13 protein-coding genes are annotated in these 13,404 nt (G+C 61.4%); 9 read left to right on the top strand and 4 right to left on the bottom strand.

The genetic code is table 11. The features are described 5' to 3' along the window. Positions 1 to 32 precede the first annotated feature (32 nt). On the bottom strand, positions 33 to 1,343 hold the full coding sequence (purB, locus tag CD351_RS11480; protein ID WP_111992767.1) for an adenylosuccinate lyase: 1,311 nt from the start codon (positions 1,341 to 1,343) through the stop codon (positions 33 to 35). Positions 1,344 to 1,491: 148 nt separating this feature from the next. Here purB and CD351_RS11475 point away from each other — a divergent pair, with 148 nt between their 5' ends. Beyond that, positions 1,492 to 3,726, top strand: a complete 2,235-nt coding sequence (locus CD351_RS11475) for an FAD-dependent oxidoreductase (RefSeq protein WP_111992766.1) — start codon at positions 1,492 to 1,494, stop codon at positions 3,724 to 3,726. On the opposite strand, the gene radC is transcribed toward CD351_RS11475, so the two are convergent. Then, complete coding sequence (gene radC / locus CD351_RS11470) at positions 3,723 to 4,469, bottom strand: DNA repair protein RadC (protein ID WP_369880318.1); 747 nt, start codon at positions 4,467 to 4,469, stop codon at positions 3,723 to 3,725. The genes CD351_RS11475 and radC overlap by 4 nt on opposite strands. Positions 4,470 to 4,553: 84 nt before the next feature. Here radC and CD351_RS11465 point away from each other — a divergent pair, with 84 nt between their 5' ends. From CD351_RS11465 to CD351_RS11430, 8 genes are all read left to right on the top strand, one after another. Next, positions 4,554 to 7,865 (top strand): YdbH domain-containing protein, encoded by a 3,312-nt coding sequence (locus CD351_RS11465; RefSeq protein ID WP_111992764.1) that lies wholly within the window; start codon positions 4,554 to 4,556, stop codon positions 7,863 to 7,865. A gap of 80 nt (positions 7,866 to 7,945) precedes the next feature. Beyond that, positions 7,946 to 8,137 carry a YnbE family lipoprotein gene (locus tag CD351_RS11460; protein WP_111992763.1) on the top strand — a complete coding sequence of 64 codons (192 nt, stop codon included), beginning with the start codon at positions 7,946 to 7,948 and terminating at the stop codon, positions 8,135 to 8,137. 42 nt (positions 8,138 to 8,179) lie between these two features. After that, positions 8,180 to 8,569: a YdbL family protein gene (locus tag CD351_RS11455; RefSeq protein ID WP_111992762.1), complete on the top strand. Its 390-nt coding sequence runs from the start codon at positions 8,180 to 8,182 to the stop codon at positions 8,567 to 8,569. Positions 8,570 to 8,709: 140 nt separating this feature from the next. Continuing rightward, positions 8,710 to 9,036 (top strand): AtpZ/AtpI family protein, encoded by a 327-nt coding sequence (locus tag CD351_RS11450; RefSeq protein ID WP_111992761.1) that lies wholly within the window; start codon positions 8,710 to 8,712, stop codon positions 9,034 to 9,036. Positions 9,037 to 9,117: 81 nt separating this feature from the next. Further along, positions 9,118 to 9,873 carry a F0F1 ATP synthase subunit A gene (locus tag CD351_RS11445; protein WP_111993730.1) on the top strand — a complete coding sequence of 252 codons (756 nt, stop codon included), beginning with the start codon at positions 9,118 to 9,120 and terminating at the stop codon, positions 9,871 to 9,873. A gap of 51 nt (positions 9,874 to 9,924) precedes the next feature. After that, positions 9,925 to 10,158 carry a F0F1 ATP synthase subunit C gene (locus tag CD351_RS11440; protein WP_111992760.1) on the top strand — a complete coding sequence of 78 codons (234 nt, stop codon included), beginning with the start codon at positions 9,925 to 9,927 and terminating at the stop codon, positions 10,156 to 10,158. A gap of 84 nt (positions 10,159 to 10,242) precedes the next feature. Then, positions 10,243 to 10,737: an ATPase gene (locus tag CD351_RS11435; protein WP_111992759.1), complete on the top strand. Its 495-nt coding sequence runs from the start codon at positions 10,243 to 10,245 to the stop codon at positions 10,735 to 10,737. Next, a complete protein-coding gene (locus tag CD351_RS11430) occupies positions 10,730 to 11,251 on the top strand; it encodes a hypothetical protein (RefSeq protein ID WP_111992758.1) in 522 nt (173 codons plus the stop codon). Before CD351_RS11435 ends, CD351_RS11430 begins: the two co-directional genes overlap by 8 nt. Before the next feature lie 57 nt (positions 11,252 to 11,308). Here the strand turns inward: CD351_RS11430 and CD351_RS11425 are convergent, their stop codons facing one another. After that, entirely contained in the window at positions 11,309 to 12,289 is a 981-nt protein-coding gene (locus CD351_RS11425) for an NADPH:quinone oxidoreductase family protein (RefSeq protein WP_111992757.1), read from the bottom strand. Between the two features lie 118 nt (positions 12,290 to 12,407). Further along, the gene (gene gloB, locus CD351_RS11420) at positions 12,408 to 13,163 is read right to left on the bottom strand and encodes a hydroxyacylglutathione hydrolase (RefSeq protein ID WP_111993729.1); all 756 of its coding nucleotides are present in this window, start codon (positions 13,161 to 13,163) and stop codon (positions 12,408 to 12,410) included. Positions 13,164 to 13,404: the final 241 nt, after the last annotated feature.

Below are 13,404 nucleotides of genomic sequence, written 5' to 3'. Positions count from 1 at the left end.
GGTGTGACAAGTATCGCCAGTTGGCAATCGGCTTACCCGAAGACGCGAGCGAAAATCGTGTCCACATGCTTGAAGTGGTATTCGAGGTCGAACTTTTCTTCGAGCTCTTCGTTGGACAGTGCTGCGGTCACTTCATCGTCAGCTTTCAGCAGTTCGAGAAGCGACAGCGCGCCCGACGATTCCCACACTTTCATCGCGTTGCGCTGAACGAGGCGGTAGGCGTCCTCGCGGCTGACGCCAGCCTGCGTGAGCGCAAGCAGCACACGCTGGGAATGGACAAGCCCGCCCATCGAATCGAGATTGGCCTGCATGCGCTCGGGATAGACGAGCAGCTTTTCGACCACCCCGGTCAAACGCGCGAGCGCGAAGTCCAGCGTGATCGTCGCATCGGGTCCAATAAAACGCTCGACCGAGGAATGCGAAATGTCGCGTTCGTGCCACAGCGCCACGTTTTCGAGCGCGGGCAGGGCATAGGCGCGGATCATGCGCGCTTGACCGGTTAGGTTTTCGGTGAGGATCGGGTTACGCTTGTGCGGCATCGCGCTCGAACCCTTCTGGCCTTTGGAGAAGTATTCTTCTGCCTCTAGCACTTCGGTGCGCTGCAAATGGCGCACTTCGACTGCAAGCCGTTCGATGCTGCCCGCGATGACTGCGAGCGTTGAAAAATACATCGCATGGCGGTCGCGCGGGATGACCTGCGTGGAGACAGGCTCGACGCTGAGACCCAGTTGCTCAGCAACATAGGCTTCGGCTTCGGGGTCGATATTGGCGAAAGTGCCCACCGCGCCCGAGATCGCGCAGGTCGCGATTTCTTCGCGCGCAGCGATCAGGCGCTTTTTGCACCGGTCGAACTCGGCATAGGCCTGCGCGAGCTTTAGCCCGAAGGTCACTGGCTCTGCGTGAATGCCGTGGCTGCGGCCTATGGTGGGGGTGTATTTGTGCTCTTCAGCACGGTTCTTGATCGCCGCCAGCAGCGCATCGAGGTCGGCCAGAAGAATGTCCGAAGCGCGTGCCAGCTGAACCGCCAGCGTCGTGTCGAGCACATCCGAGGACGTCATGCCCTGGTGCATGAAGCGGGCCTCATCGCCCACCTGCTCTGCCACCCAGGTGAGAAACGCGATCACGTCATGTTTGGTCACAGCCTCGATCGCATCGATGGCTTCTACGTCGATCTTGGGATTGGTCGCCCACCAGTCCCACAGCGCCTTGCCCGCGCTTTCCGGTACGACACCCATCTCACCCAATTTTTGCGTCGCATGCGCCTCGATCTCGAACCAGATGCGATACTTGGCTTCCGGTTCCCACAGGGCGGACATGTCGGGGCGGGAATAGCGGGGGACCATGAGCGGAAGGCTTTCGTTCGAAAAGTGTGGAAGAGCGGCTTTCCCGGCGCGGCTATGCCGGAAGGCGCAATTTGGCAAGAGCAGCCTTCGCGGTATCACCTGTAACCGGGGACGCGTTCAGCGCGAATGACGGGCAGGAGGAACAACCATGACCAATGCATCGCCTGACAGCGTGCCGACGTCTGCTGCGCCGGTGGCTGATGCAGACAAGCTTCAGGAGGAGCGCTTTCCGCCGTTCCTGAGGGTGACGGTGCGCCGCTGGACCAAATGGTATCTTGAGGGCACGGAAACCTTCTGGCCGTTCAGCGATTTGGCCGTGCGATTCTTCATCGGCATGTGGTTCCTGCGTTCCGGTCTCGTCAAAGCTGCCGACTGGGACACCGCGCTTTATCTCGCGGCGAATGAATATCCCGTCACATGGATGAGCCCGGCGAATGCGGCCATGACGGGGCTGGCGATCGAATTGATCGGGCCGATCCTGTTTATCGCGGGCTTCTTCACCCGACCAGCTGCTCTCGCGATGGCGGCGCTGACTGTGATCAGCCAGGCCGTATATATCCCGACCACAACCAACCTCATCGTGAGCGCCATGCTGATCTGGTACGTGTTTCACGGACCGGGCGCGCTTTCTATGGACCGCGTGCTTGCATCAGGCATGAAAGCGAGCGCGCTTCCTCTTGCCCGGCCAACGGTCAATGCGTGGGAGTTATCACGCGAACACATCGCGCCAAAAGTGATGGCCGCGATCCGGGTCTGGTTCGGTGTGACCTTGCTGGTGGCCGCAGGCATTTTCGAACCTCCGGTCGCCGTGCAAACCTGGTTGCCGATCAGCATCTTCTCCGGCTTCCCTGCGTGGCTTTCGATCCTTTGGGCAGCGTTCTTCTTCACCGGGTTTGGAGCGGTGATCGTATCCTACGCGCTGTTCTTCCTGATCGCGTTTTTCATGATTGCGGGCGCGCATCCCAACATAACTCTGTTCCCGTTTCTCTTCCTCGCGATTTACGAGGCTAAGGGGGCAGGGTGGCTATCGGTTGACCGCGCTATCCTGAAATGGCTCGAAAAGAACATCCTGTTCGACCGCGACTATTCCGAGATACCCGACCGCTGGCCGCATGTGGTGGTTGTCGGCGCCGGATTTGGCGGTCTGGCAGCTGTCGAACGATTGAAGCGCCTACCGGTGCGCATCACCCTGATCGACAAGCGCAATTACCACCTGTTCCAGCCGCTTCTCTACCAAATAGCCACGGCGACGCTGAACCCGGCTGATATCGCGACGCCTATCCGCAGTCTGTTCCGGTCTGACGGGAATGTGCGCGTGATCAAAGGCGAGGTGAAGGGCGTCGACAATGTATCGCGCACGATCACCTACCGCACGAGCGAGACCGACCACGAGCAGCAACTGATATTCGACAAGCTGGTGCTCGCCACGGGCGCGACACACTCCTATTTCGGACGTGACGAATGGGGCCCGTTTGCACCTGGCCTCAAGACGATCGAAGACGGCGTCGCCGTGCGTGCCTCTATCCTGAACGCCTTTGAAGAAGCAGAAGCGTCGGGCGATCCTGAACGGATCAAGAGGTTGCTCACTTTCGTGATTGTCGGCGCGGGGCCAACCGGGGTCGAACTGGCCGGCGCCATCGCTGAACTCGCCCGCGTCAGTGTTGAGCGCGAGTTTCGCACCTGCGATCCGTCAAGCGCGCAGGTCATCCTAGTCCAGTCGGGCGACCGGGTGTTGCCCGCATTCCCCGAAGAACTCTCAGCCGAAGCGATGGCCTCGCTCGAAAAGCTTGGCGTCGAAGTGCGCCTTGGCGGGCGCGTGACCGAAATTGCGGAGCGCCATGTGCGGATCGGCGAGGACACGCTGATCGAAACCGAGACCGTTCTCTGGGCAGCGGGTGTGGAGGCGTCCCCTGCCGCCCAATGGCTCGACGCCAAGGCCGACAGGGCAGGCCGGATCGAGGTGAACCACAATTTGCGAGTGCTAGATCAGCACGGCTCGGCGATTGATGATGTCTTCGCCATCGGTGACACCGCTGGAAGCATGGCGTGGGATGGCAAGCCCGTTCCCGGTCTGGCACCGGCTGCAAAGCAGGCAGGTGTGCATGTTAGCAAGGTCATCGAGGCCGAATTGCTGGGTAAGCCATGCCCGGGACCCTTCGCTTACAAGCACCAGGGCAGTCTTGCGACCATTGGCCGAAAGTCAGCGGTCGCGGATTTCGGTCTGTTCAAACTGTCGGGCGCTCTTGCGTGGTGGCTGTGGGGCCTTGTCCATGTCGGCTTTCTCACCGGAGCGCGCAACCGCGTCACCGTAACGGTAAACTGGGCGTGGAGCTTCTTTGCCAAGCATTCGGGCGTCAGGCTCATCACCGAAAAGCAGGTCTAGATCAGCCCTTTCGCGCGCAGGCTTACATGACCTTCGCGTCCCACGATGACATGATCGTGCAGGGTCACGCCGAGCAGCCTTCCGGCCTCGGCAATCTTCTGCGTGATCTGGACATCGGCCCGGCTTGGCTCGGGACTGCCGGACGGGTGATTGTGCACGAGGATCAGCGCGCTCGCGCCCACATCCATCGCACGCCGGATCACTTCGCGCGGGTGGATGGCGGCTTCGTCGATTGAACCGTCGCCGACATGATGATCGTCGATCAGCCGGTTCTTCGCATCGAGATAAAGCACGCGTACACGCTCGACCGTGAGGTGCGCCATGTCGGTCGTGAGATAGTCGATCAGCGCTTGCCAGCTTCCTAAAAGCGGCTTCTGAATGATTTCGCTGCGGGCCATACGGCGTGAGGCGAGGGCGACGCATTTAAGCGCGGCGGCGCTGGTCTTCCCAACCCCTTTGACGCGCTGCATCGCGGCCGGATCGGCGTTCAGCACACTGGCGAGCGAACCGAAGTGCTCGATCAAGGCCTTCGCTACCGGCTTGGTGTCACCCTGTTTGATCGCGGCAAACAGAAGGTATTCGAGCACCTCGTAATCTGCGAGCGCTTCCGCACCGCCTTTCAAGAGCCTTTCTCGAAGCCTTTCGCGGTGCCCTTTGCCTGCCATCTTGCCTGCATCGGAAACTTGCGGGGGCTTTGAAGCGGAGGTCTGGCCGAAATCGAAACTGTCTTCAGGTTGAGGCAATCCGGGTCCCGTCACGTAAAAAGTTTGCGATCTGTCAAAGCCATAATTGCCTTTGCTAGCCGTGTCGCGCAAGTGAAGAGACAGATGTCCGACGCCCCTTCGCCTTTCGATTCCACAATGGAGCGCCGATCGCTTCTGAGGGGAATGTGGCCTGATCGCTGGCGTTGGCGGTTCAGCTTGCTGACGGTGATCTTTGTCATCGTGTTCGGATCGGCTGCATGGATCGAGCGGGATCGAATAGCCGCGAACCTGATCGACGACGCGCTCGAAGCGAATGGGATCGAGGCGACCTACGAAATCTCGGAGATCGGGCCGCAGCGTCAGGTCATCAAGGATGTGGTTGTGGGCGATCCCTTGTCGCCTGATCTCGTGATCGAACAGGTCAATGTCGACGTCGTGCTGACACTCGGCACACCGCAGATCGGACGGGTCGAATTGGTGCGGCCCAGGCTCTACGGCGCAATCCGTGATGGTCGGTTGAGCCTCGGCGCGCTCGATCCCGTACTCTACGCCGAAAGCGACGGGCCACCGGGGCTTCCCGCGTTCGATATCGCGATTGTCGATGGGCGTGCGCGGATCGAGAGCGACTTTGGCGTCATCGGTGCAAAGCTCGATGGGGCAGGGCGGCTCGACGGCGGGTTCGAAGGGATCATAGCGGCGACCGCGCCTGGAATCGGGACCGAGAACTGCAGCGTTGATAGCCTGACGGTCTATGGCGATGTGCTGGTCGATAGCGGCAGGCCGATCTTCGATGGCCCCGTTCGCCTGCGAGGCCTCGATTGCGAAGGCGCCTCGATGGCGAGCGCGGACATTGCGGCGCGCGTCGAATTCTCAGACACATTCGATTCTTTCGACAGCAATCTGGGCATCGCTGCAGCTGACATCGGATATGGAGGGGACGCGGCGAGCGCTCTGGATGGAAAGGTCGACCTTTTGTGGCGGTTCGGGGGTGACCGACAGGGCGCGATGGGCGATTTCAGCGCGCGCCACGATCTGGTCGCATCAGGCGTCACCAGCGCATACGCCAATATCGGTCAGTTGGGTGCCGAAGGGCAGCTTCGTTTCACCAACAGCATGTCACGCGGCGAATGGAGCGCGCGGTTCACAGGCGAGCGCGCCGAGCTCGCGCTTGATGCAAGGAGCGCCTTTGCTGACCTGCGAGAAGCAAGCGAGGGAACGTTCATCGCCAGCTTGCTTGCCAAGGCTGAGCGCGGCCTTACCAACGGGCTTCGCGACGCACGGCTTGCAGGGGACGTGACGGTTCGCACCAACCCGCAAGGGTTGCGTGTGATTGTCCCCGAAGCACGTTTGAGAAGCGCAGACGGGCAAACGCTGCTCGCCTTGTCGCGGGTAAGCTATTCGCAGTCGGACGAGGCTGGGAACTTGCTGACAGGGAACTTCTTCACCGGCGGGGCGGACCTGCCTCAGATCAACGGCCGGATGGACCGCCGCGCGAATGGTGACATCGCGGTGCGCATGGCGACGGCCGAGTTTGGTTCAGGTGATGATGCGCTCGCTGTGCCGCGGCTGACATTGCTGCAAAGCGCGGGTGGTGCAATCTCGTTTAACGGGCTGGTTCAGGCTGAAGGGGCGCTACCCGGAGGGAAGGTGGATGGGCTGCTTGTACCGTTGGAAGGCACCTATTCTGCGTCCGCTGGTCTTGCGATCGGTCGCCGCTGCACCGCTGTCGCGGTGCGCGGGCTTGAACTGTACCAGCTATCGCTCGACGAACGGCGCGTGACCGTATGCCCGCAGGCGGGAGCCTCGGCGATGGTCAGGTACCGTGATGCGCTCGACATATCGATTGCGACCCAGGCGCTCGATTTGTCAGGTGCAATCGGGGATTCGCGCGCCCGGCTGTCAGCGTCCTCAGCAGTGCTGCGTTATCCGGGGCCCTTTGAGCTCAGGGGATTTGAGGCGGTCATTGGCGACCCGGACAACGCAGTGCGCTTTGCAGCAGAGCAGCTGGAAGGGCGTTTAGGCGAAAGCATGGGCGGCACGTTCAGTGGAGCGAGCGCGGCAATGGACGTGGTCCCGCTGGACCTGTCGCAACTCTCCGGCAACTGGAGCTACCAAGACGGCGCTTTGCTGGTGGAGGATGGCGCTTTCAGGGTGAGCGACAGGGTCGACCCCGCAAACGGCGCAGACCCTCGCTTTGAACCGCTGATGGCGCGCGGCGCATCGCTTGTGCTCGAAGACAATACGATCCTTGCCGACGCCGCCCTGCGCCATCCTGAAAGCGACACGCTCATTACGAACGTCTCGATCCGGCATGACCTTTCGCAAGGGACCGGCAGGGCTGATATCGATGTGCCCGGCATCCGCTTTGGCGACGCCCTCCAGCCTGACGATCTGTCCATTCTCGCGCGCGGTGTCGTGGCGGCAGCGCAAGGCACGATCAGAGGCGATGGCGTGATCACATGGACGCCCGATGGCATCGATTCCTCCGGCATGTTCCGCACGGATGACTTCGATTTCGCCGCAGCATTCGGACCGGTGCAGCAGGTGAGCGGGGAGATTGAGTTCACCGACCTCCTCGGCCTTACGACCGCGCCGGGTCAGGTGCTCAACATCGGAACGGTCAATCCCGGTATCGAGGCCCTTGGTGGGCAGGTCGCCTATTCGCTGACCGGCGGTACCCTTGTCACCGTGGAAGAGGGGCGCTGGCCCTTCATGGGCGGCACGCTGATCCTTCGCCCGACCAAGATCAATTTCGGCGGCGGTGAAGGCCAGAGCTATGTCTTCGAACTCATCGCTCTCGATGCGGCGACCTTCGTCACGCAGATGGAGCTTTCGAACATAGGCGCGACCGGCACATTCGACGGGACGATTCCGATGTTTTTCGATGCCGACGGGAATGGCTCGATCAATGGAGGGCTGTTGATCTCGCGACCACCGGGCGGCAACGTCTCCTATGTCGGCGAACTGACCTACGAAGACCTTGGCGCGATTGCCAATTACGCGTTCAACTCGCTGCGTTCGCTCGATTACAACCAGATGGCAGTCGAACTGAACGGCGACCTTGCCGGCGAGATCGTCACGAACTTCAAGATCGACGGTGTGAGGCAGGGTGAGGGGGCGAGCCGCAACTTCATCACCCGCCAGCTTGCCGACCTGCCGATCCGGTTCAACGTCAATGTACGTTCCGAAAACTTCTACCTGCTCGCCACCATCGTTCGCGGAATTTTCGACCCGACGATCTTCGACACGCCTGCGATGCGCGAGTCTCTGGGAATCGGAGAATTTGCGCCGATCGAGACCGAACCGCAGCCCTCTCCGGGCCCCGAACTTCCTGCGCCTGTCGAGGAAATCATACCAAGGCGCGATGAATCCACAGAAGCGCTCCTGCGCGATGAATCGACCGTTCAACCTCCAGAAAGCGATAATCTGCCATGACGATGCATAAATTGACCCCGGTTCACCCGGATGCCACACCGTGCGAAAGACATGGCAAAGGGCGCAACAGGGGAAAAGATATGGCGAGGACCCGGATTTTCGGGACCGGACTGGCAGTTTCGGGCGCGTTGGCGCTTTCGGGGTGTATCAATGTTTCTGCACCCGAAGAACCCATCGTGATCGAGCTGAACGTCAATATCCGTGCTGAAGTGCTATACCGGCTGGCAGAGGATGCCAGCAACACGATTGAAGAGAACGCAGATATCTTCTGATAAGCGAACGCGCTCGATGAAGATTGGAGGAACGATAGACCCATGACCCTGATCCGCAACACCATGCTTGCTGCCGCTGCTGGCCTCATTGCCGTTACCGGCGTCGTCGCGCCTGCCTCGGCGCAGCGCGATCCCGCTTATGCCGCCGCGCGTGCTAACGGTTCCGTTGGCGAAAAAATGGACGGTTATCTGGGAGTTGTCGGCAATGCGACGCCTGCGCTTCAGCGGATGGTGGACGATATCAACATCCGTCGCCGCGCGGTCTATGCCGAAAAAGCCAAGGAAAACAACGCGACGCTTGAACAGTATGCGACCACCGCAGGGTGTCAGGCAATCGCGCGCACGGTGCCCGGTGAAAAGTACGAAGCGCCCGATGGAAGCTGGCAAACGCGCACCGATGCACCCCCGCAGCGCCTGCCTGCCTGCCCGTGATTTTCCACTCCACGCTTCAATGCGTGAGGAAAGCGCAACACCCTACCATTGACTCGGGTTTTGCCCTCTTCTAGGGGGCACACGCCCTTGGCGGGCACCTCGTTGTCGCGTGCTTCGCTTACCTCAATCCGGAAAGCAGTATGAGCGACGAGAAACCCGCCCAAGAACCCATCGCTGAGGATGCGCGGATCGACGCGCTCGAAGCGCGGCTCAAGGCCGCACGCGAGCGTGAAGATCAACGCAACCGATCGAAGGTCCAGGGGGCTGATGCGAATTATCGCAGCGGCAACCGGGTCCTTGCAGATCTGCTCGGCGGTATTCTTGGAGGCAGCGTGATCGGGTGGGCAGTCGATGCCCTGTTCGGAACGCTTCCATGGGGTCTGTTGGTTGGTCTTTTCCTCGGAATTGGCGTGGCCTTCAGGAACATTATTCGTGCGGCAAACACGGCCCCCAAGGACCCCGAATAGGTCCTCATAAAGGGGCCGCGTTTTTACAGGTATCAGGGATACAACAAGGTCGTGGCAGCCGAAGAAGGCAAAGTCGATCCGATGAAGCAATTCCAGATTGAGCCGCTGCTCGGCCAATCCTGGGAAATCGCTGGCTTCAACATCGCATTCACCAATTCCGCTCTCTGGATGGCGATCACCACGGTTCTGCTGTGGGCGTTCGTCTTTGGCGGCATGAAGCGTGAACTGGTCCCTGGTCGCTGGCAGATGGCGGTTGAGACCTTCACCGGCTTCATCGACGACATGCTGGAAGCGAACATCGGCAAGGAAGGGCGCAAGTACCTTCCTTATATCTTCAGCCTGTTCATGTTCATCCTGTTCGGCAACCTGCTTGGCCTGCTGCCGATCGGTCTTGCATTCCTCCACCCGTTCACCTTCACCAGCCACTTCACGGTGACCGGCGTGCTCGCGGTGATCAGCTTCTCGATCGTTCTGATCGTCGGCTTCTGGAAGCACGGCATCAAGTTCTTCACCCTGTTCGTGCCGCACGGTACGCCGCTGCCGATGATCCCGATCATCTTCCCGATCGAGCTGATCTCGTTCCTCGTGCGTCCGTTCAGCCTGGCGCTTCGTCTCTTCGTCGCCATGATGGCGGGCCACGTTCTGCTGAAGGTTCTGTCGAGCTTCGTCATGGACGGCATCAATGCGGGCGTCGGTTTCGGGCTGCTGGTCAGCTTCCCGAGCTTCCTGCTGATGATCGGCATCTCGGCGCTCGAAATCCTGGTCGCAGGCATTCAGGCCTACGTCTTTGCACTGCTCACGTCGCTATACATCAACGACGCCGAGCATCTTCACTGATTTTCACAACCTTCCCTTTCCAACAGATTTGATTTTCAAGGAGTTTTTACGATGGAACCTCAAGCAGCAGCACTCGTTGGCGCCGGCCTCGCAGCGATCGGTGCCGGTATGGCCGCGATCGGCGTTGGTAACGTCTTCGGTTCGTTCCTCGAAAGCGCACTGCGCAATCCGGGCGCAGCTGACGGCCAGCAGGGTCGTCTGTTCATCGGCTTCGCAGCTGCCGAACTTCTCGGCCTGCTGGCGTTCGTTGTCGCGATGATCCTGATCTTCGTCGTCGGCGCCTAAGCCTATTCGGATCGCCGGGCCGGACGGATTCGCTCCGTCCGGCCCGCATCCATCCCGATTTCTGAACCTGCGGACTAGCGCTCAATGCCCCAGATAGCCCAGCTCGCCGAGACCTATTCCAGCCAGATCTTCTGGTTGCTGGTCTTCTTCGGCCTCACATTCTTCGTCATCGGTCGCGGCATGGTGCCCAAGGTGATGGGCACCGTGGAGCTGCGCGACAAGCAGATCGCCGACGACCTTGCCGCCGCGCAGGCCGCCCGCGACGCGGCCGACGACCAGGAAGAGGCATGGCGCGAGCGTGAGAACGCCAACCGCGCCAAGGCCCAGGGCCTGATCGCCGAAGCTAAGGCCAAGGCCTCCGCTTCGTCCGAGAAGAAGCTGGCCAAGGCGCAGGAGCGTCTAGACGCTCAACTCGTCTCCGCCGAGGCCGAGATCGAGGCCGCACGCACCAGCGCCATGGCCGAGGTCGAGGACGTGGCGGCAGAGGCTACCCAGGACATCGTCGCCCGGCTCGCAGGAGCCACGGTAGACAAGCGGACTGCCAAGTCCGCCGTGCAGAAGGCTCTCGCCAATGGCTAAGCTGTTCACTCTCATCGTCGCCGCAGACGGTGCGCCGTCTGCCTTCGGTCTGCAGGACTATCAGTGGGTTTCGCTCGCGATGCTCGTCCTGATCGGGGTGGTGGTCTGGAAGAAGGTTCCCGGCGCGATTGCCGGCGGTCTCGACGCCAAGATCGCCCAGATCAAGGCGCAGCTCGACGAGGCCAAGGACCTTCGCGCCGAAGCCGAAAAGCTGCGCGACGAATATGCCGCCAAGATCGCCTCGGCCGAGAAAGACGCCGAAGCGATGATGGAAACCGCTAGCCGCGAAGCCGACGCGATCCTTGCCAAGGCCGAGGCCGACAGCGAAGCGATGGTCGCTCGCCGTCAGCGCATGGCCGAAGACAAGATCGCCGCAGCCGAACGCGAAGCAGTCGACGGCGTTCGCGCCAGCGCTGCCAACGCTGCCGCCGCTGCGTCGCGCACGATCATCGCCAGCAAGCACGACGCCGAGGCTGACAAGGCTCTGGCTGACGAGGTCATCGCCTCGCTCTAGCGGCTTTGTCCGGTACCAGATTTGAGAGGGCGGTCCAGTTGGGCCGCCCTTTCTGATTCAGGCACTTGGCTCGAACACGACTTTTCCGACCAACTCCCGCCGCGCCATCGCTTCGAAGCCCTCGCGCCAGCGGGAGAGGGGTAGGGTGCGGTCGATTGCGGGGCTGATCCGGCCAGCCTCCGCAAGCTGCGCAATCGCTGCGTTTATTGCAGCACCGCGCTCTGGAAAGCGCCGAGCGTACTCACCGGCGCGCAGGCCCACTATCGAGAAGCCCTTGATCAATGGGATGTTGGTTGCGACCTCGGCAATCCTTCCGCTTGTGAAGCCGACAACGACGAGCTTCCCACCGAAACTCACACAGCGGGTGGATTCGTCGAATATATCGCCCCCGACCGGATCGAACACGATGTCGCACAGACGGCCATCGGTGAGGCGCGCGACTTGCTCGCGAAAGCGTCCTTCAGCCAGAATGACAGAGTCCGGCGAGCAGGCGGCGTCTATTGCGTCGCGCTTGTCCACGACGCCCGTCGCGGCAATCACCTTTGCACCCAGCGCCTTGGCCAGGTCGCACGCCGCGAGGCCTACACCGCCGCTCGCTCCGTGGACCAGCACCGTCTGCCCCGCTTGCAGCCCACTCAATTCGACCAGACCCGTGTAGGCTGTCGAATAGGCCGCGCCCATCGCGGCTCCCTGTGCGTAGTCCAACCCTGCCGGAATGCGCGACAGCCCGCGCGCAGGCAGGCTGGCCAGTTCGGCAAAGGCGCCCGTCTTGTTGCCGCCCATAACCCGGTCGCCTGGCGCGAAGCCGCTGTCCGGATCCGTCTCGATCACCTCGCCCGCGCATTCGAGGCCGCTGATGAAGGGCACCTCAGGCTTGAATTGGTAATCGCCCCTGGTCATCAGCAGGTCGGGAAAGTTGAGCGAGGCGGCGCGCACGCGGACCAGAACGTCACCGGGCGCGCGCTCGGGGGAGGGCATATCGACAAGTTCGACGCCTGACAGATCGTCAGACAGCGCGTTTACGCGAAGAGCTTTCATGGGTTTGCCTCGTCAGTGCGGGGAGCGATGCGACGCGGCAATCCATGGACCACTGACATGGCTTTCGGCAATCGGTCCACGGATTGCTTCGCTTCGCTCGCAATGACGAATGGAGGTCTCAGAAACTGTCCTTGGCCGCCCTGAGCGCTGCAAAGGTCTCGTGCGGTGCATCACCACCCCAGCGCTCCATCATCGCCGGATCGTCAGCGCGCAGGAAGGGGTTGGTCTCAAGCTCGCGCTTGAGCACGGTGGGAACGGTCCATTCGCCGCGTGCGCGCTTCTCGTCGATCTCACGCGCGTATTCCTGAAGCGCCTCGTTGTCCGGGTCCGCGTGAAGCGCAAACTTCGCATTCGCCTGCGTGTATTCATGCGCGCAATAGAGCACGGTGCCGGTGGAGAGCCGCTTGATGCGCTCGAGACTGCGCCAGAATTGCTCAGGCTCCCCTTCGAACATGCGTCCGCAACCCAGCGCAAACACGCTGTCGCCGACGAAGGCCATGCCGTCCTCGACCACGTGATAGGCGATATGGCCGTTGGTATGGCCCGAGACGTCGATTACGTCGGCGCGGTGTTCACCCAAGTTGACCGTATCGCCGTGGCTCACCACGCGGTCGATCGGCGAAAGCTTCTCGACCTCCTTGGGAGCCAGCACCCGAGCGCCGGTCGCCTCCACGATCTCGACATTCCCGCCAGCATGGTCGGGGTGCCAATGGGTGTTCCAGATGTGAGTGATCGTCCAGCCCTTGGCCTCGGCCTGCTTCAGATATTCCTTTGCGTCAGGCGTATCGATTGCGGCGGTCTCGTCCGTGACCGAATTGTGCAGCAGGAAGCCGTAATTGTCGGACAGACAGGGGAACTGGTGGACTGTGAGCATGGGTGCGATCATACGCACGTCTTCGGCAGTAGGAAAGGCCCGGCGTCCTTCGTGTTACGCTCACCCATCCGGGCGAGCGTCCTCGCTAGACGTCCTTCGCTTTGCTACGGACCCGCTGCGGGCGGGCGGTCGCCCTTGCGGACCTGCGGCCCGTGCTCGGCGATCATCCCAAAGGAAAGGCCCGCTCTCCGAGTTGGAGAACGGGCCTTCCTTGATCCTGGTCACGGCAGTCAAAGGTCGA

Source organism: Erythrobacter sp. KY5 (assembly GCF_003264115.1).
In the GTDB taxonomy this organism is placed as follows: domain Bacteria; phylum Pseudomonadota; class Alphaproteobacteria; order Sphingomonadales; family Sphingomonadaceae; genus Erythrobacter.
The sequence above is the reverse complement of the archived record's forward strand: the minus strand, read 5'-3'. Positions and strand labels throughout refer to the sequence as shown.